We start from the raw sequence: 21,945 nt of genomic DNA on the forward strand, positions 1-21,945 counted from the left end.
CCTTGCACGTCACCCCGTTCTTCGAGGTCCGTCCGGATCTCCGTTTCACAAGCCCTGGGACCTCATGCAGATTCGCGACCTTCCGTATTCGGATCCCGGCGACCCCGATGTCCGATCAGGCCCACGATTCCTGTACTGGCTCGGGCGCAACCAGCTCGCGGGGCAGCTGAAGGCCCTCTCCTGGGGGCTGCTGCACCAGCTGGGCATCGCCGGTCTCCCGGTCACCGTGGGACTCGCCGTCCAGGCCGTCATCGACCGCTCCGGGGCGCGGCTCGCCCTGGCCGGCGGTCTCATCGTCGCCCTCGGCGTCCTGATCGCCGTCGGCGACACCATGCTCCACCGGACCGCCGTGACCAACTGGATCACCGCCGCCGCCCGGGTCCAGCAACTGCTCGCCCGCAAGACCGCCGAGCTGGGCTCGGCGCTGACACGACGGGTCGCGGCCGGTGAGGTCGTTGCCGTCTCGACCGGCGACGTGGAGAAGATCGGCTGGTTCGTCGAGGCGCTCTCCCGCTTCGCGGCCGCCGCCACCGCCCTCGCGGTGATCTGTGTGGGGCTGGCCTTCTACCTCCCGTCCCTCGGTCTGATGGTGGCGCTCGCCATGCCGGTGCTCGCCCTGGCCGTGCTGCCGTTGCTGCCGCGCGCCACCCGGCGCGCCGACGAGCAGCGCGAGAAGGCGGGCAAGGCCACCGAGCTGGCCTCGGACACGGTCGCCGGACTGCGCGTGCTGCGCGGTATCGGCGGCGAGGAGCTGTTCCTGGGCCGCTACCGCCGCGCCTCCCAGGAGGTCCGCCGGGCGGCGGTGCGCTCGGCCCGGATGTGGGCGCTGATCTCGGCGGTGCAGGTGCTGCTGCCGGGGATCCTGCTGATCTCCCTGGTCTGGTACGGGGCGACGCTGGCCCGGGACGGCCGCATCGACGTCGGTCAACTGGTCACCGTCTACAGCGCGGCCACCCTGATGCTGTTCCCGCTGCGCCACTTCGAGGAGATCGCGATGGCGTACTCCTTCTCACGGCCGTCCGCCCAGCGTGCGGTGCGTGTGCTGTCGCTGCGCCGCAGTGCGCGGGAGGCCACCGTCGAGGGTGTGACGCCCTCCGGTGATCTGTACGACCCGGTGACCGGGCTGATGGCCCCCCGGGGGCGGTTCACCGCCGTCGTCTGCGGCGACCCGGACGAGGCCGGCCGGCTGGCCGAACGGCTCGGCGGGCACGCGGAGACCGGCGAGGAGGACACGGAGGCTTCGGCGAAGGCTCCGTCGGTGCTGCTCGGCGGGGTCGCCCTGGACGAGATCCCGCTGGACGCGGCACGGACCGCGGTGCTGGTCCAGGACAAGGACCCGGTGCTGCTGTCCGGCACGCTCCAGGAGCTGCTGGACATTCCGGCATCGGGCCTGGTCACCGCCGGGGCGGCGTTGGAGGCGGCCCAGTGCGGTGATGTGCTGAGCGCCCTGGCACAGGCCTCCCCCGACAACGACGGGGATCCGATGCGGACCCGGATCACCGAGCGCGGCCGGTCCCTGTCCGGCGGTCAGCGCCAGCGTCTCGCGCTGGCCCGGTCGCTGGTCACCGACCCGGAGGCGCTGGTGCTTGACGAGCCGACCTCCGCGGTCGACTCGCACACCGAGGCGCGGGTCGCCGCCGGGATCGCGAAGCTGCGCCAGGGCCGTACGACGGTGGCGTTCGCCTCGTCCCCGCTGCTGCTCGACGCCGCCGACCGGGTGGTGCTCGTCCACGAGGGCACGGTGGTCGCCGTGGGAACCCACCGCGACCTGCTGCGCACCGAACCCCGCTACCGGGCGGTCGTCACCCGGGAGACCGACGACGAGGCGGCCGCCGCGAGCCCGCCGAACGGCGTCGGCGAAGTCCCCGCCATGAAGTGCGTCCAGGAAATCGAGGAGAGGGCATGATCGGCGTCGCACCCCCGGCGTACGACCCCGCGGCCCCGGAGTCGGCGACGACGCTGCCCGTGGGCACGCCGACGACCGTGCGGAGTTACGTACGGAGTCTGCTGCGCAGGCACCGCAGGGCGTTCGCCGTCCTGATCACGGTCAACGCGGTGGCGGTGATCGCCTCGATCACCGGACCGTATCTGCTGGGCGGGCTGGTGGAGGACCTGTCCAACGGTGTCACCGACCTGCGTCTGGAGCGCACCGCAGCGATCTTCGCGGTAGCGCTGGTCATCCAGGTCCTGTTCACGCGCAGCATGCGGCTGCGCGGGGCGATGCTGGGCGAGGAGATGCTGGCCGATCTGCGCGAGGACTTCCTCGTACGGTCCGTCGGGCTGCCGCCCGGGGTCCTGGAGCGGGCCGGGACGGGCGATCTGCTGTCCCGGATCACCACGGACATCGACCGGCTGGCGAACGCGATGCGCGAGGCCGTGCCGCAGTTGGCGATCGGCGTCGTGTGGGCCGGTCTGCTGCTCGGCGCGATGACGGTGACCGCTCCCCCGCTGGCGCTGGCCGTGCTGGTCGCGCTGCCGGTGCTGATCGTGGGCTGCCGCTGGTACTTCCGCCGCGCGCCCTCGGCGTACCGCTCGGAGGCCGCTGGGTACGCCGCCGTCGCCGCGATGCTCGCGGAGACCGTCGACGCCGGGCGGACGGTGGAGGCGCACCGCCTCGGCGACCGCCGGGTGGCGCTGTCGGACCGGCGGATCACGGAGTGGACGGCCTGGGAGCGGTACACCCTCTTCCTGCGTTCGGTGCTGTTCCCCGTCGTCAACGCGACGTACGTGACGATCCTCGGCGCGGTCCTGCTGCTCGGCGGCTGGTTCGTGCTGGAGGGCTGGATCACGGTCGGACAGCTGACGACGGGTGCGCTGCTGGCCCAGATGATGGTCGACCCGATCGGTCTGATCCTGCGCTGGTACGACGAGCTCCAGGTGGCCCAGGTGTCGCTGGCCCGGCTGGTCGGCGTCCGGGAGATCGAGCCGGACGCGGGCGACGCCGGGGTCGGTCCTGACGGGCGGGACGTACGGGCGGACGACGTCCGCTTCGGGTACCGGGAGGGTGTCGACGTCCTGCACAAGGTGTCGCTCGACGTGGCTCCGGGCACCCGGATCGCCCTGGTCGGCCCCTCCGGCGCGGGCAAGTCCACACTGGGCCGGCTGCTGGCGGGGATCTACGCGCCGCGCACCGGTGAGGTGAGGCTCGGCGGGGCGGAGCTGTCGCGGATGATGGCGGAGCGGGTCCGCGAGCATGTGGCCCTGGTCAACCAGGAGCACCACGTCTTCGTCGGCTCGCTCCGGGACAACCTCCTGCTGGCCCGCGACGGGGCGAAGGACGCGGAGCTGTGGGCGTCGCTGGCCGCGGTCGACGCGGACGGCTGGGCGAAGGCCCTGGAGAAGGGGCTGGACACCGAGGTCGGCTCGGGCGGCTTCGCGCTGACCCCGGCGCAGGCCCAGCAGATCGCGCTGGCCCGGCTCGTGCTCGCCGATCCGCACACGCTGGTGCTGGACGAGGCGACCTCGCTGCTGGACCCGCGGGCCGCCCGTCATCTGGAGCGTTCGCTGGCCCGGGTACTGGAGGGCCGCACGGTGGTGGCGATCGCGCACCGGCTGCACACCGCGCACGACGCGGATGTGATCGCGGTCGTGGAGGACGGCCGGATCAGCGAGCTGGGCAGCCACGACGAGCTGGTGGCGGCGGACGGCGCGTACGCGTCCCTGTGGCGGTCCTGGCACGGGTGAGCCGCCCGGCGGACGGCCCGGGGGTCACCGGGCCGTCCGCGTGCGGTCGGGCTGGAGGAGCTGGTCGACGGGCGCGTGGTCGTCGGTGAGCACCCGGGCGTCCCCGGTCCAGCGGGCGAGGTCGTCGCCGGTGGTGATCTTCCAGCCGACGTCCCGGGCGTCCAGGGCTTTCTGGACCGCGGGGGCGCCGATGGGCCGGCCGGAGGCGACCACCACCAGATTGCCGCCCACGGTGGACGCGGTCGGGTCCAGCCCGATGTCCGCGGGCTTCCCGAGGAGCGCGACGTGCTCGAAGGTCGCGGCGAGGGTGGCGACCTCGGCGCGGGCGAAGGCCAGCTCGCCGTGGTCGATGAGGTTGGCGACGTAGAGGCCGTCCTCGTCGAGCGCCCGGCGGACGTCTCCCAGCGCCTGTGACGTCGTGAGGTGCCACGGCACGCTGACGCCCCCGAAGGCGTCGCCCACGACCAGGTCGTGGCTTCCCGCGTCCAGCCTGCGCAGGCCCAGTCGGCCGTCCTCCACGCGTACGTCGATTCCGGTGGCGGTCGACGGCCCCAGGCCGAACCGGTCGCGGTCGATGCGGACGACTCCGCCGTCGATCTCGGAGACGGTGCTGCGCGTCCCGGGGCGTGCGGCCGAGAGGTAGCGGGGGAAGGTGAGGCCGCCGCCCCCGATGTGGTGGGCGGTCAGCGGCTCCCCCGCAGGGAAGGCCGTGTCGACCACCGACGCGATGGCGCGCACATACGCGAACTTCAGGTGCGTCGGGTCCTCGACGTCGACGTAGGAGTGGCTCAGACCGTCGAGGACGAGGGTCCGGCCGCTGTCCCGGTCGGGGTCCATGACGACCTGTGCGCAGTGGTAGCGGGTCTCCGCGTCACAGCCGCCGGGCGCGAACGCGGTGGCGAGGGAGCCCGCGACGACGGTGGCGAGCGCGACGGCCGAGGCGCGTCGCCCGTGGCGGGCCCGCCGTCCGACCAGTGCGGCGCCGAGCACCAGCAGGGCGCCGAGGCCGATCAGGATGGAGCTGACGGGTAGTCGCGAGACCAGGACGAACCCGGTGAGGACGGTGCCGACGATGGCGCCGAAGGTGCCCATGCCCGACAGCCGCCCGACGACCGTGCCGGTCTCGGCGAGGCTGGTGAGCCGCAGCTTCGTCACGAACGGGGTCACAGCGGAGAGCAGCGCTCCGGGCACCAGGAGCGTCGCCGAGGCGACCAGCAGGAGCAGCGCCGGTGACCACTGGGCGGTGGTGCGCAGCAGGAGCGGGGTGAGCGCGACGACCACGCCCGACACCCCGAGCGCCGGGGCGATGAGCCGGAGCGGGTCGGCCTGGTCCGCGACGCGCCCGCCCAGCCAGGAGCCCAGCGCGATGGCGGTGAGGGCGATGCCGATCACCATCGTGCTGGTTTCCAGGGTGAGGCCGAGGTACGGGGCCAGCAGCCGCAGGGCGACGATCTCGACCACCAGGACCGCGGCCGATGATCCGAACACGAGGACCGCGGCGGCGCGGGGGCCCAGGCCGTGATCGTGGGGCGGGGCGTCCGCCGCAGGGGAGTCGTCGGCCACGGGCGAGGGGGGCGAGGTGGTCACCGCAGCATCCTCGCACGGGGTGCGGCCGGCGAACTCCCGCTGTTGCGGGGGACGGAGAGGACGGGGCCACCGGTCGTGCGGGACGGGAACGGGTGTCCCCGGAAAAATGCGGTGCGCACGCGCAGGGACCGGTGGTCCCATGATCCGGTGCGCGGAGATGACGGAACCACCATCGACGAAACCACGGCCGGCGAAGCCACGGCCGACGTGCCCACGACCGTGGACCGGGGGCGCTTCGAGGACGCCGTGAGCCCCTGGGAGGACCCGGCCTGGCGGGCGGCGGCCCTCGCCTGGGTGACCGAGGGCCTCGCCGCCCACGGGCTGCGGGAGACCGGCCCGCGAACGGTACGCCTGCGCCCCTGGTCGGTGCTGGTACGGCTGACCGTCGCGGGGCCCGCGCCCGTGTGGTTCAAGGCCGTTCCGCCCTCCGCGGCGTTCGAGGCGGGGCTCTCCGAGGCCCTGGCGCACTGGGTCCCGGAGCAGGTGCTGGCCCCGCTCGCCGTCGAGGCCGCGCGTGGCTGGACGCTCACCCCGGATGGCGGCCCGGTGCTGTGGGACGTGCTGGAAGGACGCGAGGGAGGCACCGTCGACCCCCGGTACTGGGAGGAGCCGCTGCGCCAGTACGCCGCGATGCAGCGGGCGCTGACCCCGTACGCGGACGCGATCGAAGCACTCGGTGTGCCGGCGGCCCGGCCGCTCGCGCTGCCGGCGCTGTTCGACCGGCTGATCGCGGAGAACGCCGCGCTGACCGGGGAGGACCGGGCGGCGCTGGAGGCGCTGCGGCCCCGGATGGCGGAATGGTGCGAGGAGCTGGCGTCGTCGGGGGTGGCGGACTCGCTGGACCACGCCGATCTGCACGAGAAGCAGCTCTTCGCGCCCGTGGGCGGCCGGTACGCGTTCTTCGACTGGGGCGACGCGCTGGTCGGGCATCCGTTCTCCAGCCTGCTGGTGCCCGCCCTCGCGGCCCGTGACCGCTGCGGCCCCGGGGTGCTGCCCCGGCTGCGGGACGCCTATCTGGAGCCGTGGACCGGCGGGGGCGTCACGGCGGCCGGGCTGCGGCGTGCGGTGAGCCTGGCCTGGCGGCTGGCGCCGCTCGGCCGGGCCGCCTCGTGGGGGCGGATGTTCCCCGTACCGCCGGGTGGACCGGCTGTGCCGGGGGGCGCCGAGGCCGCCCACTGGCTGCGGGAGCTGGCGGTCGCCCCGCCCCTGTGAGCGGCCCCGTTGACCCCTGCCAGGAGGCGGACGCGGGGGCATCCGGTTAAGGATGAGAGGTGAATCACCCGGTAAACGGGGCAGGCGAGCGCAGAACCACGCAAGCCCGAGAAGGGACGCAGACCGTGGCACCACCCAGGATTCTCGTCGTCGGCGCCGGTTTCGCAGGCGTCGAGTGCGTACGCCGCCTGGAGCGCAGGCTCGCTCCGGGAGAGGCCCGGATCACGCTCGTCACGCCGTTCTCCTACCAGCTGTATCTGCCGCTGCTCCCCCAGGTGGCCTCCGGGGTGCTCACACCGCAGTCCGTCGCGGTGTCGCTGCGCCGCAGCCGCCGCCACCGGACCCGGATCGTGCCGGGCGGGGCGATCGGCGTGGACACCCGGGCCAAGGTCTGTGTGGTCCGGAAGATCACGGACGAGATCGTGAACGAGCCGTACGACTACATCGTGCTGGCGGCGGGCAGCGTCACCCGGACCTTCGACATCCCGGGGCTGCTGGACAACGCCCGTGGGATGAAGACGCTGGCCGAGGCCGCGTACGTCCGGGACCACGTCATCGCCCAGCTGGATCTGGCGGACGCCAGTGACGACGAGGCCGAGCGGGCTTCCCGGCTCCAGTTCGTGGTGGTCGGCGGCGGCTACGCGGGCACCGAGACGGCCGCCTGCCTCCAGCGCCTGACCACCAGCGCGGTCCGGCACTACCCGCGGCTGGACCCGCGGCTGATCAAGTGGCATCTGATCGACATCGCGCCCAAGCTGATGCCGGAGCTGGGCGACAAGCTGGGGCAGGCCGCCCTGGAGGTGCTCCGCAAGCGGAACATCGAGGTGTCGCTCGGGGTCTCGATCGCGAAGGCGGGGCCGGAGGAGGTCACGTTCACCGACGGCCGGGTGCTGCCCTGCCGGACCCTGATCTGGACCGCCGGAGTGGCCGCCAGCCCGCTGATCGCCACCCTCGGCGCGGAGACCGTACGCGGTCGGCTCGCGGTGACCCCGCAGCTGAACCTGCCGGGCGCGGAGGGGGTGTTCTCGCTCGGCGACGCGGCCGCGGTGCCCGACCTCGCGAAGGGCGACGGAGCGGTCTGCCCGCCCACCGCGCAGCACGCGATGCGCCAGGGCAAGGTGCTGGCGGACAACCTGATCGCCTCGCTGCGCCATCAGCCGCTCAAGGACTACGTGCACAAGGACCTGGGGCTCGTCGTGGACCTCGGCGGCAAGGACGCCGTCTCCAAGCCGCTGGGCATCGAGCTGCGCGGGCTGCCCGCGCAGGCGGTGGCGCGCGGCTACCACTGGTCGGCGCTGCGGACGAACGTCGCCAGGACCCGGGTGATGACGAACTGGATGCTGAACGCGGTCGCCGGTGACGACTTCGTACGGACCGGGTTCCAGTCCCGCAAGCCGGCGACGCTGCGGGACTTCGAGTACACGGACGTCTATCTGACGCCGGAGCAGATCAAGGAGCACACGGCGGCGACGGTCATCGAGCACTGAGCCGTCACGCACGTCCGAGCGCGTCCCGGGTCCCCCGGGGCGCGCTCACCGCTGGCGGGACAGGACCGTCTCCACGGTGTCCGCCTCCCGCGCGGTCTTGTCCTCCCGGTAGCGCAGGACACGGGCGAACCGGAGGGTGACCCCGGCGGGGTAGCGGGTGGAGCGCTGGAGTCCGTCGTAGGCGATCTCCACGACGAGTTCCGGGCGTACGGTGACGACATGGCCGTCGTCGTCGGTCGCCAGCTCCCCCAGCCGCTCGGTCTGCCAGTCCAGCAGGGCGTCCGTGAGCCCCTTGAAGGTCTTGCCGAGCATCGCGAAGGTGCCGTCGGGCCGGCGGGCGCCCAGGTGCAGGTTGGAGAGCTTGCCGGTGCGCCGGCCGCTGCCCCACTCGACGGCCAGGACCACCAGGTCCAGGGTGTGCACGGGCTTCAGCTTCAGCCAGGACGCGCCCCGGCGGCCCGCGCTGTAGACGGCGGTCAGGTCCTTGACGACGACTCCCTCATGACCCCGCGCCAGGGTGTCCGCCAGGAACGCGTCGGCAGCCGCGCGGGCCTCGGGGTCGTCCGGATCGGCGACGAGGGTGCGCCGGACCCGCAGGCTCGCGGGGAGCAGTCGGGCCAGGGCCGCGTGGCGGTCGGCGAAGGGCCGGTCGAGCAGGTCCTCGTCATCCACGAGAAGGACGTCGAAGAAGACGGGGACGATGGGCACGTGCGCCGCGGCCCCGGCCACGTCCCGCCGTGAGCCCACCCGGGAGGCGGTCTCCTGGAACGGCCGGGGCCTGCCGTCCTCCCCCAGGGCGATCAGCTCGCCGTCGAGGACGAAGCGGCGCGCGTCGAGCGCGGCGACGGCGGTGACCAGTTCGGGCAGCCGGTCGGTGATGTCGTCGAGGGTCCGGGTGTACGCGCGGATCCGGTCGCCGTCCCGGTGGACCTGCACCCGGATCCCGTCGAGCTTCTCCTCGACCGCGCACGGGCCCAGCTTGTCGAGGGCCTCGCCCACCGAGGCGGCGCTCCGCGCGAGCATCGGCTGGACGGGCCGCCCGACGGTGAGGCGGAAGCCGGCGAGCGCTCCGGGTCCGTCGGCGAGGAGGACCTTGGCCACCTCCTGGAGGGACCCGGCGAGCATCACGGCGCGCCGGACGTCGGCGGGCGGTGCTCCGGCGGCGTGGGCCAGGGCGTCGGCGGCGACGGCTTCCAGGGCCCCCTGGCGTACCTCACCGGTGAGCAGGGCCCGCAGGAAGCGCTGCTCGTCGGCGGTGGCGGCGGCGAACAGGGCGCGCAGGCGCCTTTGGCGCAGGGCCTGGGAGCCGGGGCCGGAGGTCTCGGCCAGGGCGGTCAGCTCGGCGTCGACGCCGGTGACGGTGAGGGTCGCCCCGGAGGCCGGTTCCACCGGGTCCCCCAGGCTCCGCCAACCGACGCCGATGCGGCCCTGGGGCAGCCGCCCGGCGAGGTACGGGATGACGACGGGGACGTCCTCGGGTGCGGCGTCCCGGAAGAGGCCGGCGAGGAGCGCCGTCTTGCGGGACCGGGCGGAGGTGGCGGCGACCTCCAGGGAAACCTGGGCGAGCTCGGCGAGCAGCATGCTGCCATGGTGCTACGGGGCGGAGCGCGTCGCCCGCCCGCGCGGGACCGGTCCGGACGCCCCCGGAGGCCGCCCGGACGCCGTGAGGGGCGTCATATGTAGTTGAGGGCGGCGGCCCCGCCCACTCCCCCGAGGACCATGAAGGCCGGCATCAGTACCTTCATCTCCACCCAGCTGCCGGCCCGGAAGCGCATGAACTTGGGAGGGCCGAGCGGGTACCAGCGCTTGCGGCCGATCGGGATGGGCCACAGGATCGGGCAGCCCGAGACGGTGAGCGCGTCACCGATGTCGTGGACCAGGGCGCCGAGCACGATGGGCAGGCCGAGCCACAGGTACTCCTGGCCGGGGGCGTCGAAGAGCCAGCCGGCGCCGTTGCCCGGCTGGTCCAGGACGCCGGCGAGGATCCAGGCGCTGGTGGCGCCGAGCAGCCAGACGAGGACGTCGCTGGAGACCCGGGCGGCCCGCCACAGCAGGCCCTCGACCGCCAGCACCAGGTGGACGAAGAGGATCGCGAGAACCGCCCAGCGCCCGCCGGAGATCGCCGCGGCGGAACAGCCGCCGCCGACGAGGACGGCCCACAGCCAGGTGTGGGTCAGTGTCCGGTGGCCGCCGGTGCGGCGGGGGTCGGCGGTGCTCCTGGTGGCCTTGTAGACGGCGAAGGAGAGCTTGTCGACGATCTCGCAGAGGGCTTTGGAGACAGGTCCGAAGGCGCGCGAGATGGTCGCGGACTTGTGGTCGAGGTCGGGGGCGAGCGCGGCTCCGGCGCAGATCAGCGCCCCGACGACGAGGACGGGCCAGGGCATCGTGTGGCCCGCGGCGGCGGCCGCCGCGCCCACCCCCAGCCAGGCCGCTGCCCCTGACAGGGAGTGTGCCGGTCCCATCATGGTCTTTCCCGCCCCCACTGCTGCGTACGCCCATCACCGGTAGGGCGCGGGCAGGTTGAGACCGCAGCGTATCGTCCGTGATCTTCGTGCCGTCCGCCGGTTCCCTCATCCGGGCCGAAGACAGGCAAGATGGGGGGTGTGACCCTCATCGACCAGCTGCCCAAGACACCCGACCCGGACGCCCTCTTCGAGGCCTTCTCCTCATGGACCGAGACCCAGGGCATCACCCTTTATCCGGCTCAGGAGGAGGCGCTGATCGAGGTGGTCTCCGGGGCGAACGTGATCCTTTCCACCCCGACCGGCTCCGGCAAGAGCCTGGTGGCGGCGGCCGCGCACTTCACGGCGCTGGCGCAGGACAAGGTCACCTTCTACACGGCGCCGATCAAGGCGCTGGTGTCGGAGAAGTTCTTCGACCTGTGCAAGCTCTTCGGCACCGAGAACGTCGGCATGCTCACCGGCGACGCCTCGGTCAACGCGGACGCCCCGGTGATCTGCTGTACGGCCGAGGTGCTGGCCTCCATCGCGCTGCGCGACGGCAAGTACGCCGACATCGGCCAGGTCGTGATGGACGAGTTCCACTTCTACGCCGAGCCCGACCGGGGCTGGGCCTGGCAGATCCCGCTGCTGGAGCTTCCGCAGGCCCAGTTCGTGCTGATGTCGGCGACCCTCGGCGACGTCGCGATGTTCGAGAAGGACCTGACCCGGCGCACCGGTCGGCCCACCTCCGTGGTGCGCTCGGCGACCCGTCCGGTGCCGCTCAGCTACGAATACCGCTTCACGCCGATCACCGAGACGCTGACCGAGCTGCTGGACACCCGGCAGTCGCCGGTCTACATCGTGCACTTCACTCAGGCGGCGGCCGTCGAGCGGGCACAGTCGCTGATGAGCATCAACATGTGCACGAAGGAGGAGAAGGAGAAGATCGCCGACATGATCGGCGGCTTCCGCTTCACCACCAAGTTCGGCCAGAACCTCTCCCGTTACGTACGCCACGGCATCGGGGTGCACCACGCGGGGATGTTGCCCAAGTACCGCCGTCTGGTGGAGAAGCTGGCCCAGGCGGGTCTGCTGAAGGTGATCTGCGGCACGGACACGCTCGGCGTCGGCGTCAACGTGCCCATCCGCACGGTGCTGTTCACGGCGCTCACCAAGTACGACGGCACCCGGGTGCGGACCCTGCGCGCGCGGGAGTTCCACCAGATCGCGGGCCGGGCCGGGCGGGCCGGGTTCGACACGGCCGGCTTCGTCGTGGCGCAGGCGCCGGAGCACGTCATCGAGAACGAGAAGAACGTCAAGAAGGCGGGCGACGACCCGAAGAAGAAGCGGAAGGTGGTCCGCAAGAAGGCCCCGGAGGGCTTCGTCGCCTGGTCGGAGACCACCTTCGACAAGCTGATCACCTCCGATCCCGAGCCGCTGAGCTCCCGCTTCCGGGTGACCCACACCATGCTGCTCGCGGTGATCGCGCGCCCGGGCAACGCGTTCGAGGCGATGCGGCATCTGCTGGAGGACAACCACGAGCCGCGCCGGGCGCAGCTGCGGCACATCCGGCGGGCGATCGCCATCTACCGCTCGCTGCTGGACGGCGGGGTGGTGGAGCGGTTGGAGACGCCGGACGCCGAGGGCCGGATCGTCCGGCTGACGGTCGACCTCCAGCAGGACTTCGCGCTGAACCAGCCGCTCTCCACGTTCGCGCTGGCCGCGTTCGACCTGCTGGACGCCGAGTCCCCCTCGTACGCGCTGGACATGGTCTCGGTCGTCGAGTCGACGCTGGACGATCCGCGCCAGATCCTGGCCGCCCAGCAGAACAAGGCGCGCGGCGAGGCCGTGGGGCAGATGAAGGCGGACGGGGTCGAGTACGGGGAGCGGATGGAACTGCTCCAGGACGTCACGTACCCGAAGCCGCTGAGCGAGCTCCTGTGGCACGCCTACGACGTGTACCGCACGAGCCATCCGTGGGTGAACGACCACCCGGTGTCGCCGAAGTCGGTGATCCGGGACATGTACGAACGTGCCATGACCTTCACGGAGTTCACCTCGCACTACGAGCTGGCCCGGACCGAGGGCATCGTGCTGCGGTATCTGGCGAGCGCGTACAAGGCGCTGGAGCACACGATCCCGGACGACGTGAAGTCGGAGGACCTCCAGGACCTGATCTCCTGGCTCGGCGAGATGGTGCGTCAGGTGGACTCCAGTCTTCTGGACGAATGGGAGCAGCTGGCCAACCCCGAGGTGGAGACCGCCGAGCAGGCCCAGGAGAAGGCGGACGAGGTCAAGCCGGTCACGGCCAATACCCGCGCCTTCCGGGTGCTGGTGCGCAACGCGATGTTCCGCCGGGTGGAGCTGGCCGCGCTGGACCGGGTCCGGGACCTGGGCGAGCTGGACGGCGACGCCGGGTGGGACGAGGACGCCTGGGGCGAGGCGATGGACGCGTACTGGGACGCGCACGAGGAGATCGGGACCGGTCCGGACGCGCGCGGTCCGAAGCTGCTGAAGATCGAGGAGGACCCGGCGCACGGGCTGTGGCGGGTCTGGCAGGCGTTCGCCGACCCGGCGGACGATCACGACTGGGGCATCAAGGCCGAGGTGGATCTCGCGGCGTCCGACGAGGAGGGCCGGGCGGTCGTCCGGGTCACCGAGGTCGGCCAGCTGTGAGATACCCCCCTGCACCGGAATGGAGAGGTACGGCATGACGAACCCGGCCGAGCACCTGGTCGACCTGCTCGACCTGGAGCGGATCGAGGTCAACATCTTCCGCGGCCGCAGCCCCGAGGAGTCCCTGCAACGGGTCTTCGGCGGGCAGGTCGCGGGCCAGGCGCTGGTGGCGGCGGGCCGGACCACCGACGGGGAGCGGCCGGTGCACTCGCTGCACGCCTACTTCCTGCGGCCGGGCCGTCCCGGAGTGCCGATCGTGTACCAGGTGGAGCGGGTGCGGGACGGCCGGTCGTTCACCACCCGGCGGGTGACGGCGGTCCAGGAGGGCCGGACGATCTTCAACCTGACGGCGTCCTTCCACCGCCCCGAGGAGGCGGGGTTCGAGCATCAGCTGCCGCCGGCCCGGATCGTCCCGGACCCGGAGGAGCTCCCGACGGTGGCCGAGGAGGTGCGCGAGCACCTGGGCGTACTGCCGGAGGCTCTGGAGCGGATGGCCCGGCGGCAGCCCTTCGACATCCGTTACGTCGACCGGCTGCGCTGGACGAAGGACGAGATCAAGGACGCGGATCCGCGGAGTGCGGTGTGGATGCGGGCGGTGGGCCCGCTGGGCGACGACCCGCTGGTGCACACCTGCGCGCTGACGTACGCGAGCGACATGACGCTGCTGGACGCGGTCCGGATCCCGGTGGAGCCGCTGTGGGGTCCGCGCGGCTTCGACATGGCCTCGCTGGACCACGCGATGTGGTTCCACCGGCCGTTCCGGGCGGACGAGTGGTTCCTGTACGACCAGGAGTCCCCGATCGCCACGGGCGGCCGGGGTCTGGCGCGGGGCCGGATCTACGACCGTTCGGGGCAGCTGCTGGTGTCGGTGGTGCAGGAGGGGCTGTTCCGGCGGCTGGCGAGCGGCTGAAGCCCCGCCCCGTCCTAGCGGCCTGCGAGCGAGCCCCGTTCTACGTGCCGGGCAGCGGGTCCTGGTCGACCTCGTGGCGGCGGGTGCGGATGTCCGGCGGCGCCGGGTGCAGCTTGGCGTCGCAGGACGGTCCGAGGCCTGCCCGGCGCGAGCCGGTCCCGGTGAGGGGCCGGCCGCAGAGGCGGCAGCGGACGAGGCGGCGGCCCCGGTGCTGCTCGCCTTCGGCAGCGGGGTCCCCGGCGACGGCTCCGGCGGCACCGGGCAGCGGTTCGGGAAGGGTGTCGGGAATCTCCACGCGCCGATCCTGCCAGCACGGCACCGCGGCCGCCCGGCAGGGCCCTCGTGGCTCAGGGACGACCGCGCTCCCGGTCGAGCGCCTCGTCCAGGGTGCGGGCCGCCATGATGAGCGAGAGCCGCGGCGACGGGGGTGCCGCTGGGTTCGTAGGTGAGCAGCTTCAGGGTGATCGCGGAGCGGTTGACCATGTCGAGCCCGTGGTCGGCGATCGGCGGATACCGGTCCATTCGCCTTCCTCCCGGTCCGGCCCCGTCCCCTCACTGTCCGGCGCTCCCGTCCCGGGTGCGCGGCACGCGTCCGTGCGACGGGACGGGGCCGGGTGCCCGGTTTGCCGAACGGGGCCGGGGCCGCGTTACTGGAGTGACCCCCGGGACGCCGGCCGGGCGGAGCTCCGTGCGACGGGGCCGGGAGCCGCGGAGGTAGCGGGATGGACATGATCCACATCCGCGCGGTGAGCCCGCCGGACCTGACCGACGAGGTCGTCGGCCTGCTCTCGGACGATCCCTGCGTGCTCAATCTCATCGTCCAGCGCGACGCCGCGCGCCGTCCCGACGGTGACTCCATCGCCTGCGACGTACTGGCGGGGGCGGCGAACGACGTGCTGCACCGTCTGCTCGACGTCCACCTCGACCAGCGGGGCACACTGGTCATCGAACCGGTCGACATGGCCTTCCCCGGCAGAGCCTCCGTAGAGGGGCGGCGCGAGCTGGGGCCGCTGAGCCGGGCGCCGGTCTGGGAGCAGGTCGAGGCGCGCATCAGGTCCGGCGGGCGGTACCCGCCGAGCTTCTATCTCTATCTCGTGGTCGCCGGGCTGATCGGTTCGGTCGGCATCGTCACCAACTCGCAGATCCTGATCGTGGCGGCGATGGTCGTCGGGCCGGAGTACGGCGCCATCGTCAGTGTGGCGCTGGGGATCGACCGGGGCCATCGGGCCGTGGTACGCAGCGGACTGGCCGCCCTGGGGACCGGTTTCCTTCTCACCATCGTCGTCACGTTCCTCTTCGCCCTCCTCATCCGCGGTTTCGGGCTGCAGTCGGAGGCCTTCGACCTGGGGTTGCGCCCCGTCTCCAATCTCATCAACACACCGAACTTCTTCTCGGTGGCCGTCGCCACCCTGGCCGGGATCGTCGGGATCGTGTCGCTCACCGAGGCCCGGAGCAGCGCCCTGCTCGGCGTGTTCATCTCCGTGACGACGATCCCGGCCGCTGCGGACATCGCGGTCTCCACGGCGTTCACCAGCTGGCCCGACGTGCGGGGCTCGGCCATCCAGCTCGTAGTGAACATCCTGGTGCTGATCGTGGTGGGCACGGCCGCGCTCAAGGCCCAGCGGGCGATCTGGCGGCGGGTCGGTCTCCGGCACGACCGTCACCGCCGGCTCACCGAAGAGGCCTGACGAACTCCGGAAGGGGCACCTCGTGGGCCGGGAAGCCGTGGCGCCGCTTCGCGCCGCACCTCACGCGACATCGTCCGAACGGCGGCTCTCGGCAGGCCGCCGGCGGGGCGCTCCCCGGTAGAGCCATGCGGAGTTCACGGCGTCGCCGCGACGCCCCGACCCGCTGACCGTCCTCGAAGCGCAGTCCGCGGACCGGGGGTGGCCTCGGGACGGCTGCCGGCAGAGGTCCCGGTGGGCGACGCGAACGGTCTTCCGGGGCCGGGCGGCTGACCTTGTGCACCGGAGGGCGTGTCCCCGGCGGCGGGGAGGCGCCCGGTGCGCCGGCGCGTGGTAGTCCGGCGTGAACCGTGGGGCCCGCCCCTCCCCTTCCCGGGGATCGTCACGCCGAGGAGTTCGACCTATGCCGGCCACGCCTCCGGGCACACCCGTCGCAGCGCCGGAGGACCCGTACGCGGCGGTCCGCACGCGGAGGTACGCGGGGCTCCTGCTGATGGCAGCCGTTCTCGGGGTGCCGGTCTCCGCGGTCGCGTTCGGCTTCCTGGCCCTCGTCTCGGAGCTCCAGTCGCTGACGTACACGGAGCTGCCGAGGGCGATGGGCTTCGAGGAGACGCCGTCCTGGTGGCCCGTACCACTGCTCGGCGTCGCGGGTCTCCTGGTCGGCCTCACCGTCCGCCGGCTGCCGGGCGGGGGCGGGCACCGGCCGGCGGAGGGGCTGGTGTCCACCGGGGCCCCGGCCCCGGCCGACCTGCCCGGCATCGCCCTGGCGGCGCTGCTCTCGCTGGGCGTGGGCGCCGTGCTCGGGCCGGAGGCGCCCCTGATCGCGCTGGGCGGCGGGCTGGCCGTCTGGGCGGCGGGGCGCGTCAAACGGGACCTGACACCACAGGCGCGGTCCCTGGTCGGGGCGTCGGGGAGCTTCGCCGCGGTGAGCGCCCTGCTGGGGTCCCCGCTGCTGAGCGCGTTCCTGCTGATGGAGGTGTCGGGGCTGGCCGGGCCGATGCTGGGCGTGGTGCTGGTTCCCGGGCTGCTCTCCGCGGGGATCGGCGCGCTGATCTTCACGGGACTGGGTTCCTGGACGGGTCTGGGGACCTACTCGCTGACGCTGGGCGACGTCCCGCCGACGGCGGTCCCCGACGCCGCCGGGTTCGGGTGGGCGCTGGTTCTCGGGGTCGCGGCCGCCTTCGCCGGTGCGGGCATCCGCCGACTGTCGCTGGCCCTGCAGGAACGTGTGGAGCGGCGGACGGTGGTGGCCACGGCGGTGATGGGGCTGGTCGTCGGCGGGCTCGCGCTGGTGTACGCCGAGACGTCGGGCGAGGACGGCTCCGAGGTGCTGTACTCGGGCGAGCACGAGTTGGGCCATCTCCTGTCCGGGAGCGCGGGGTATTCGGTCGGTGCGCTGGTGCTGCTCATCGTCTGCAAGTCGTTCGCCTACTGCGCCTCGTTGAGCTGTTTCCGGGGCGGCCCCGTCTTCCCCGCGATGTTCGTGGGCGCGGTGGGAGGCATCGCGCTGTCCCATCTGCCGGGGCTGGATCTCACGGCCGGGTTCGCGATGGGCGTCGGTGCCATGTGCGTGGCGATGCTGCGGCTGCCGATGACCTCGGTGCTCCTGGCGACGCTCCTGCTGGGCGAGGACGGGCTCACCGTGATGCCCCTGGTGATCGTGTCGGTGGTGGTGGCGTACGTGGTCACCCTTCGGCTGACGCCCGCGCCGGTGGACGGGGGCCGAGGACAGCCGGAGAAGGCCGCCTAGAGCCTGTCCCGTATTCGGGATATCTTCCCTGATATGAGAGAAGCGACGGAGGAGCCGGACCCTCTGGGCGTCCGGCTCGCCGTGAGACTGGCGGAGCTGCGCACCGAACAGGGCTGGTCCCTGGACGAGTTGGCCCACCGCAGCGGGGTGAGCCGGTCGACGCTGTCCCGGCTGGAGCGCTGCGAGGTGAGCCCGACCGCCACCCTGCTCGGGCGGCTGTGCACGGTCTACGGCCGGACGATGTCCCGGCTGCTCATGGAGGTGGAGGCGGAGCCCCCGCCTCTGGTGCCCGAGGCGCGGCAGGCGGTCTGGCGCGACCAGGAAGCCGGGTTCGTCCGGCGCTCGGTCTCGCCGCCGCACGCAGGACTGCGCGCCGAGGTCGTGGAGTCGATCCTCGAACCGGGTGCGTCGGTCGCCTACGAGGACGCACCCGTACCCGGTGTCGAGCAGCACATCTGGGTACAGGAAGGCACGGTGGAGGTGACGGTCGCCGAGGTGACGCACACCGTGCGCACGGGGGACTGCCTCCGCTTCCGGTTGCACGGCCCCTCCCGCTTCCGCTGCGCGGGCCCCGGACGGACCCGCTACGCCCTGCTCATCGTCCTGCCCTGACCCTCGACCCGGCTCCTCACCACTCCCCCGCCCTGCCGCCCCTCCCGATAGTTCCGACCGTTCCCCCGCGAAAGGACTCCCGCCCATGACCGAGATCGTCCACGTGTCCGCCCCCGAGCTGGTCACGTACGCCGACGAGCTGGCCTGCCTCCTGGTCGAGACCGTCGCCGAGGGGTCCTCGGTGGGCTTCCTCGCCCCGTTGGACCGGGAGACGGCCGCCGCCTGGTGGCGTGAGCGGGCCGCCGACGTGGAGGCGGGGCGGATCGGCACCTGGATCGCCCGCGAGGGCGGGCGGGTCTCGGGGACGATCGCCCTGGTCCGTGCTCCGCTGCCGAACGCCCGGCACCGCGCGGAGGTCGCCAAGCTGATGGTCCGGCCCTCCGCGCGCGGCCAGGGGCTCGGCGGGGCGCTGCTGGCCGCGGTCGAGGCGTACGCGGCCACCGAGGGCATCACGCTGCTGATCCTGGACACCGAGAGCGGCAGCCTGGCCGAGCAGGTCTACCGCAAGGCGGGCTGGACGAAGGTCGGGAGCGTACCGGGATACGCGGCGGATCCGGCGGGCAGCCTCAAGCCGACCACTTTCTACTACAAGGAGCTCGCCGCTCCGTGAGCGGCGGGCGGCACCATGGGCACCACCACGCAACGATCAGGGAGAGTTTCATGACGCTGCACGACATTCCGCTGCGCACCCTCGCGGGCGAGCCGACCACGCTGGGCGCGTACAGCGGCCGGGCCGTCCTCTTGGTGAACGTGGCCTCGAAGTGCGGGCTCACCCCGCAGTACGAGGGCCTGGAGCGGCTGCAGCAGAACTACGGGGACCGGGGCCTGACCGTGCTCGGTGTCCCGTGCAACCAGTTCGCCGGGCAGGAACCGGGCAGCGCGGAGGAGATCCAGAGCTTCTGCTCGACGACGTACGGGGTCACCTTCCCGCTGTTGGAGAAGATCGACGTCAACGGCGCGGACCGGCATCCGCTGTACGTGGAGCTGACGAAGCTGGCGGACGCGGACGGAGAGGCCGGGGACGTCCAGTGGAACTTCGAGAAGTTCCTCATCTCGCCGGCCGGTGAGCCCGTCGCCCGGCTCCGGCCGCGCGCCGAGCCCGAGGCCACGGAGGTCGTGGCGGCGATCGAGGCGCAGCTGCCCGGCTGAGAACGCCGGAAGGGAGGCGGTCCGGGACGCGCGTACCGGACCGCCCCGCTTCCCGTCGTTTGCGGCGGCTAGCGGATCGGCATGCCCGACAGGGTGCGGGCGATCACCAGGCGCTGGATCTCGCTGGTGCCCTCGAAGATGGTGTAGATGGCCGCGTCCCGGTGCATGCGCTCGACCGGGTACTCACGGGTGAAGCCGTTGCCGCCGAGGATCTGGATCGCCTGCGCGGTGACGTCCCGGGCGGTCTCGCTCGCGTACAGCTTGGACATGGAGCCCTCGGCCGAGGTGAACGGCTTGCCGGTGGTGGCCATCCACGAGGCGCGCCAGACCAGCAGCCGGGCGGCGTCGATCCGGGTGCGCATGTCGGCGAGCTGGAAGGCGATGCCCTGGTTGTCGATGATCGGGCGGCCGAACTGGCTGCGGGTCTGCGCGTAGTCGAGAGCGACTTCGTAGGCGGCGCGGGCGGTGCCCACGGCCATCGCGCCGACGGCCGGGCGGGACGCCTCGAAGGTGGCCATCGCCGCGTTCTTGACCCGCTCGCCGCCGGACCTGGCCCGCTCCCGGGCGCGGGCGAGGCGCTCGTCGAGCTTCTCCTTGCCGCCGAGCAGGCAGTGTCCGGGGACGCGGACGTCCTCCAGGACCACCTCGGCGGTGTGGGACGCGCGGATGCCGTGCTTCTTGAACTTCTGGCCCTGGGAGAGACCGGGGGTGTTCGGCGGCACGATGAAGGAGGCGTGGCCCTTGGAGCCGATGTCGGGGTCGACGACGGCGACGACCACGTGCACGTTGGCTATGCCGCCGTTGGTCGCCCAGGTCTTGGTGCCGTTGAGGACCCACTCGTCCTTGGCCTCGTCGTAGACGGCCCGGGTGCGCATCGAGGCGACGTCCGATCCGGCGTCGGGCTCGGACGAGCAGAAGGCGGCGACCTTCACGTCGTCGGCGTCGCCGTACATCTGCGGGATCCAGGTGCCGATCTGCTCCTCGGTGCCGTTGGCGAGGACGCCGACGGCCGCCAGGCCCGTACCGACGATCGACAGGGCGATGCCCGCGTCGCCCCAGAAGAGCTCTTCCATGGCCATGGGGATGCCGAGACCCGTAGGGTCGAAGAACTGCTGGGCGTAGAAGTCCAGGGAGTAGATGCCGACCTTGGCCGCTTCCTGGATGACGGGCCAGGGCGTTTCCTCACGCTCGTCCCACTCCGAGGCGGCGGGGCGGATGACATCCGCCGCGAAGCCGTGGAGCCACTCCTTGACCTGCTTCTGGTCGTCGTTGAGATCGAGCGTGAACTCGGTCATGTTCCCCTCCAGGCACTGCGGCGAAAACCATATGTTACTACCGGTAACCACAGTCTGTTACCGGTAAGTAGGTACTGTCAACCGCCACGGAGCCGATCAGGCGCCCGCCCGGCGGAGTGTTACGTTGCGCGGGCGTGCAGAGGCGATGCGACGGCATCGCGTGGCCAGGGGTGGGAGAAGAGACGACATGGAGACCGCACGAAACGCCGAGCGGCAGCGGACCGCGGCCGAGCGCCGTCGCCGCGAGTTGCTGGAAGCGGCGGACCGGGTGGTACTCAGGGACGGACCGCGGGCCTCGATGAACGCCATTGCCGCCGAGGCCGGGATCACCAAACCCATTCTCTACCGCCACTTCGGGGACAAGGGCGGCCTCTACCGCGCCCTCGCCAAGCGCCACACCGACGCGCTGCTCAGCGCCCTGCGGGCCGCCCTGGACGCGCCCGCCGACCGGCGTGAGCGGGTGGAGTCGACGCTCGACACCTATCTCGCCGCGATCGAGGCCCGCCCCCAGGTCTACCGCTTCCTGATGCATCCTGCCGACGGTGCCGACACCGCCCCCTCCCCCGAACAGGGCTTCGACGTCGGCCGGCACTCCGCCCCGCTGCTGCGCCGCCTCGGCGAGGAGCTGGGCCAGGTGATCGCCGAGCGCGTCGACCTGGGCCCGGACAGCGAGCAGATGGCCCGTATCTGGGGGCACGGCATCGTCGGCATGATGCACGCGGCGGGCGACTGGTGGCTCGGCGACCGGCCCTGCTCCCGCGAACGGCTGGTGAGCAGCCTCGCCGATCTGCTGTGGGGCAGGCTCGCGGAGGCGGGCGACCGCCACGGCGGCCCGGGGTTCTGACCCTCTCGCGACGCCGGACCCCGGAGCCCGGCGGGCCTCAGTCCTTGCGCGCCCACGGTGCGCGGCGCGCCGCGCGCAGCGCCCGGGTGCGCCGCAGCCCGGTCAGCCGGTCGGTGTAGACCGTGCCCTCCAGGTGGTCGCACTCGTGCTGGAGGCACCGGGCGAACCATCCCGTCCCGGCGATCCGGACCGGCTCGCCGGTCATCGTGAGCCCCTCGACGACCGCGTGGTCGAAGCGATCCGTGCCCGCTTCCAGACCGGGAAGTGACAGACAGCCCTCCGGTCCGCGTACGGTGAGTCCGTCCGCCTCGACCAGTTCGGGATTGACCACGTGTCCCAGATGGCGGACATCGTCGTCGTCCGGGCAGTCGTAGACGAACACCCTGAGCGGGACGCCGACCTGATTGGCGGCGAGCCCGACACCCTGCGCGGCGTACATCGTCGCGAACATGTCCTCGACCAGCCGTGCCAGCGACGGGCCGAAGTCCGTGACGTCCTCGCAGGCGCGGTGGAGCAACGGGTCGCCGAGCAGACTCATCTCACGGACCAGTCCGGAGCTGCCGGGGATCGGGCGGTTTCGCATGGCGGCAAGGTTACGTTCCGCCGGGGCCGG

At 72.5% G+C, this 21,945-nt stretch carries 18 protein-coding genes; 12 read left to right on the forward strand and 6 right to left on the reverse strand.

Annotated elements, in window-relative coordinates; all coding sequences use genetic code 11:
* Nucleotides 1-64 precede the first annotated feature (64 nt).
* Nucleotides 65-1,906: an ABC transporter transmembrane domain-containing protein gene (locus tag ACH4RG_RS31755; protein ID WP_398163348.1), complete on the forward strand. Its 1,842-nt coding sequence runs from the start codon at nucleotides 65-67 to the stop codon at nucleotides 1,904-1,906.
* Entirely contained in the window at nucleotides 1,903-3,684 is a 1,782-nt protein-coding gene (locus ACH4RG_RS31760) for an ABC transporter ATP-binding protein (RefSeq protein ID WP_398540611.1), read from the forward strand. Before ACH4RG_RS31755 ends, ACH4RG_RS31760 begins: the two co-directional genes overlap by 4 nt.
* 24 nt (nucleotides 3,685-3,708) lie before the next feature.
* On the opposite strand, the gene ACH4RG_RS31765 is transcribed toward ACH4RG_RS31760, so the two are convergent.
* Nucleotides 3,709-5,271 (reverse strand): fused MFS/spermidine synthase, encoded by a 1,563-nt coding sequence (locus tag ACH4RG_RS31765; protein ID WP_398540612.1) that lies wholly within the window; start codon nucleotides 5,269-5,271, stop codon nucleotides 3,709-3,711.
* 147 nt (nucleotides 5,272-5,418) lie between these two features.
* Here ACH4RG_RS31765 and ACH4RG_RS31770 point away from each other — a divergent pair, with 147 nt between their 5' ends.
* Nucleotides 5,419-6,483: an aminoglycoside phosphotransferase family protein gene (locus ACH4RG_RS31770; RefSeq protein ID WP_397931598.1), complete on the forward strand. Its 1,065-nt coding sequence runs from the start codon at nucleotides 5,419-5,421 to the stop codon at nucleotides 6,481-6,483.
* A 125-nt stretch (nucleotides 6,484-6,608) separates the two neighbouring features.
* Nucleotides 6,609-7,970 carry an NAD(P)/FAD-dependent oxidoreductase gene (locus ACH4RG_RS31775; RefSeq protein ID WP_397923506.1) on the forward strand — a complete coding sequence of 454 codons (1,362 nt, stop codon included), beginning with the start codon at nucleotides 6,609-6,611 and terminating at the stop codon, nucleotides 7,968-7,970.
* Nucleotides 7,971-8,015: 45 nt separating this feature from the next.
* Here the strand turns inward: ACH4RG_RS31775 and ACH4RG_RS31780 are convergent, their stop codons facing one another.
* Together ACH4RG_RS31780 and ACH4RG_RS31785 are read right to left on the reverse strand one after the other, a co-directional pair.
* A complete protein-coding gene (locus ACH4RG_RS31780) occupies nucleotides 8,016-9,551 on the reverse strand; it encodes an ATP-dependent DNA ligase (RefSeq protein ID WP_398540613.1) in 1,536 nt (511 codons plus the stop codon).
* A 92-nt stretch (nucleotides 9,552-9,643) separates the two neighbouring features.
* The gene (locus tag ACH4RG_RS31785) at nucleotides 9,644-10,435 is read right to left on the reverse strand and encodes a metal-dependent hydrolase (RefSeq protein ID WP_397923502.1); all 792 of its coding nucleotides are present in this window, start codon (nucleotides 10,433-10,435) and stop codon (nucleotides 9,644-9,646) included.
* 138 nt (nucleotides 10,436-10,573) lie between these two features.
* Here ACH4RG_RS31785 and ACH4RG_RS31790 point away from each other — a divergent pair, with 138 nt between their 5' ends.
* The gene (locus ACH4RG_RS31790; RefSeq protein WP_398540614.1) at nucleotides 10,574-13,087 is read left to right on the forward strand and encodes a DEAD/DEAH box helicase; all 2,514 of its coding nucleotides are present in this window, start codon (nucleotides 10,574-10,576) and stop codon (nucleotides 13,085-13,087) included.
* Nucleotides 13,088-13,121: 34 nt separating this feature from the next.
* Nucleotides 13,122-13,997: an acyl-CoA thioesterase gene (locus ACH4RG_RS31795; protein WP_397923498.1), complete on the forward strand. Its 876-nt coding sequence runs from the start codon at nucleotides 13,122-13,124 to the stop codon at nucleotides 13,995-13,997.
* Between the two features lie 40 nt (nucleotides 13,998-14,037).
* On the opposite strand, the gene ACH4RG_RS31800 is transcribed toward ACH4RG_RS31795, so the two are convergent.
* Nucleotides 14,038-14,292, reverse strand: a complete 255-nt coding sequence (locus ACH4RG_RS31800) for a DUF6011 domain-containing protein (protein ID WP_397923496.1) — start codon at nucleotides 14,290-14,292, stop codon at nucleotides 14,038-14,040.
* Between the two features lie 427 nt (nucleotides 14,293-14,719).
* Between ACH4RG_RS31800 and ACH4RG_RS31805 the strand changes: the two genes are divergently transcribed.
* From ACH4RG_RS31805 to ACH4RG_RS31825, 5 genes are all read left to right on the forward strand, one after another.
* Nucleotides 14,720-15,685, forward strand: a complete 966-nt coding sequence (locus ACH4RG_RS31805) for a DUF389 domain-containing protein (protein WP_397923492.1) — start codon at nucleotides 14,720-14,722, stop codon at nucleotides 15,683-15,685.
* Nucleotides 15,686-16,085: 400 nt separating this feature from the next.
* On the forward strand, nucleotides 16,086-17,432 hold the full coding sequence (locus tag ACH4RG_RS31810) for a chloride channel protein (protein WP_398540615.1): 1,347 nt from the start codon (nucleotides 16,086-16,088) through the stop codon (nucleotides 17,430-17,432).
* A 33-nt stretch (nucleotides 17,433-17,465) separates the two neighbouring features.
* Nucleotides 17,466-18,044, forward strand: a complete 579-nt coding sequence (locus ACH4RG_RS31815) for a helix-turn-helix domain-containing protein (protein WP_397923488.1) — start codon at nucleotides 17,466-17,468, stop codon at nucleotides 18,042-18,044.
* Between the two features lie 85 nt (nucleotides 18,045-18,129).
* Entirely contained in the window at nucleotides 18,130-18,654 is a 525-nt protein-coding gene (locus ACH4RG_RS31820; RefSeq protein ID WP_397923486.1) for a GNAT family N-acetyltransferase, read from the forward strand.
* Between the two features lie 50 nt (nucleotides 18,655-18,704).
* Entirely contained in the window at nucleotides 18,705-19,193 is a 489-nt protein-coding gene (locus ACH4RG_RS31825) for a glutathione peroxidase (protein ID WP_265603005.1), read from the forward strand.
* A 68-nt stretch (nucleotides 19,194-19,261) separates the two neighbouring features.
* Here ACH4RG_RS31825 and ACH4RG_RS31830 read toward each other — a convergent pair whose 3' ends face one another.
* On the reverse strand, nucleotides 19,262-20,488 hold the full coding sequence (locus ACH4RG_RS31830; protein WP_397923484.1) for an acyl-CoA dehydrogenase family protein: 1,227 nt from the start codon (nucleotides 20,486-20,488) through the stop codon (nucleotides 19,262-19,264).
* Between the two features lie 187 nt (nucleotides 20,489-20,675).
* On the opposite strand from ACH4RG_RS31830, the gene ACH4RG_RS31835 reads away from it, so the two are divergent.
* Nucleotides 20,676-21,332 (forward strand): TetR family transcriptional regulator, encoded by a 657-nt coding sequence (locus ACH4RG_RS31835; RefSeq protein ID WP_397923482.1) that lies wholly within the window; start codon nucleotides 20,676-20,678, stop codon nucleotides 21,330-21,332.
* Nucleotides 21,333-21,369: 37 nt separating this feature from the next.
* Here the strand turns inward: ACH4RG_RS31835 and def are convergent, their stop codons facing one another.
* Nucleotides 21,370-21,915 (reverse strand): peptide deformylase, encoded by a 546-nt coding sequence (gene def, locus ACH4RG_RS31840; protein WP_397932538.1) that lies wholly within the window; start codon nucleotides 21,913-21,915, stop codon nucleotides 21,370-21,372.
* Nucleotides 21,916-21,945 lie beyond the last annotated feature (30 nt).

The sequence above is a fragment of the Streptomyces sp. NPDC021019 genome (assembly GCF_044333295.1).
Classification (GTDB): Bacteria; Actinomycetota; Actinomycetes; order Streptomycetales; family Streptomycetaceae; genus Streptomyces.

Excerpts from the sequence above, each read along its gene's own strand:
- ACH4RG_RS31755 (WP_398163348.1), top strand. The coding sequence starts at position 65 with ATGCAGATTCGCGACCTTCCGTATTCGGATCCCGGCGACCCCGATGTC.
- ACH4RG_RS31830 (WP_397923484.1), bottom strand. The coding sequence starts at position 20,488 with ATGACCGAGTTCACGCTCGATCTCAACGACGACCAGAAGCAGGTCAAG.
- ACH4RG_RS31825 (WP_265603005.1), top strand. The coding sequence starts at position 18,705 with ATGACGCTGCACGACATTCCGCTGCGCACCCTCGCGGGCGAGCCGACC.
- ACH4RG_RS31760 (WP_398540611.1), top strand. The coding sequence starts at position 1,903 with ATGATCGGCGTCGCACCCCCGGCGTACGACCCCGCGGCCCCGGAGTCG.
- ACH4RG_RS31815 (WP_397923488.1), top strand. The coding sequence starts at position 17,466 with ATGAGAGAAGCGACGGAGGAGCCGGACCCTCTGGGCGTCCGGCTCGCC.
- def (WP_397932538.1), bottom strand. The coding sequence starts at position 21,915 with ATGCGAAACCGCCCGATCCCCGGCAGCTCCGGACTGGTCCGTGAGATG.
- ACH4RG_RS31780 (WP_398540613.1), bottom strand. The coding sequence starts at position 9,551 with ATGCTGCTCGCCGAGCTCGCCCAGGTTTCCCTGGAGGTCGCCGCCACC.
- ACH4RG_RS31785 (WP_397923502.1), bottom strand. The coding sequence starts at position 10,435 with ATGATGGGACCGGCACACTCCCTGTCAGGGGCAGCGGCCTGGCTGGGG.
- ACH4RG_RS31810 (WP_398540615.1), top strand. The coding sequence starts at position 16,086 with ATGCCGGCCACGCCTCCGGGCACACCCGTCGCAGCGCCGGAGGACCCG.
- ACH4RG_RS31805 (WP_397923492.1), top strand. The coding sequence starts at position 14,720 with ATGGACATGATCCACATCCGCGCGGTGAGCCCGCCGGACCTGACCGAC.
- ACH4RG_RS31795 (WP_397923498.1), top strand. The coding sequence starts at position 13,122 with ATGACGAACCCGGCCGAGCACCTGGTCGACCTGCTCGACCTGGAGCGG.
- ACH4RG_RS31835 (WP_397923482.1), top strand. The coding sequence starts at position 20,676 with ATGGAGACCGCACGAAACGCCGAGCGGCAGCGGACCGCGGCCGAGCGC.
- ACH4RG_RS31820 (WP_397923486.1), top strand. The coding sequence starts at position 18,130 with ATGACCGAGATCGTCCACGTGTCCGCCCCCGAGCTGGTCACGTACGCC.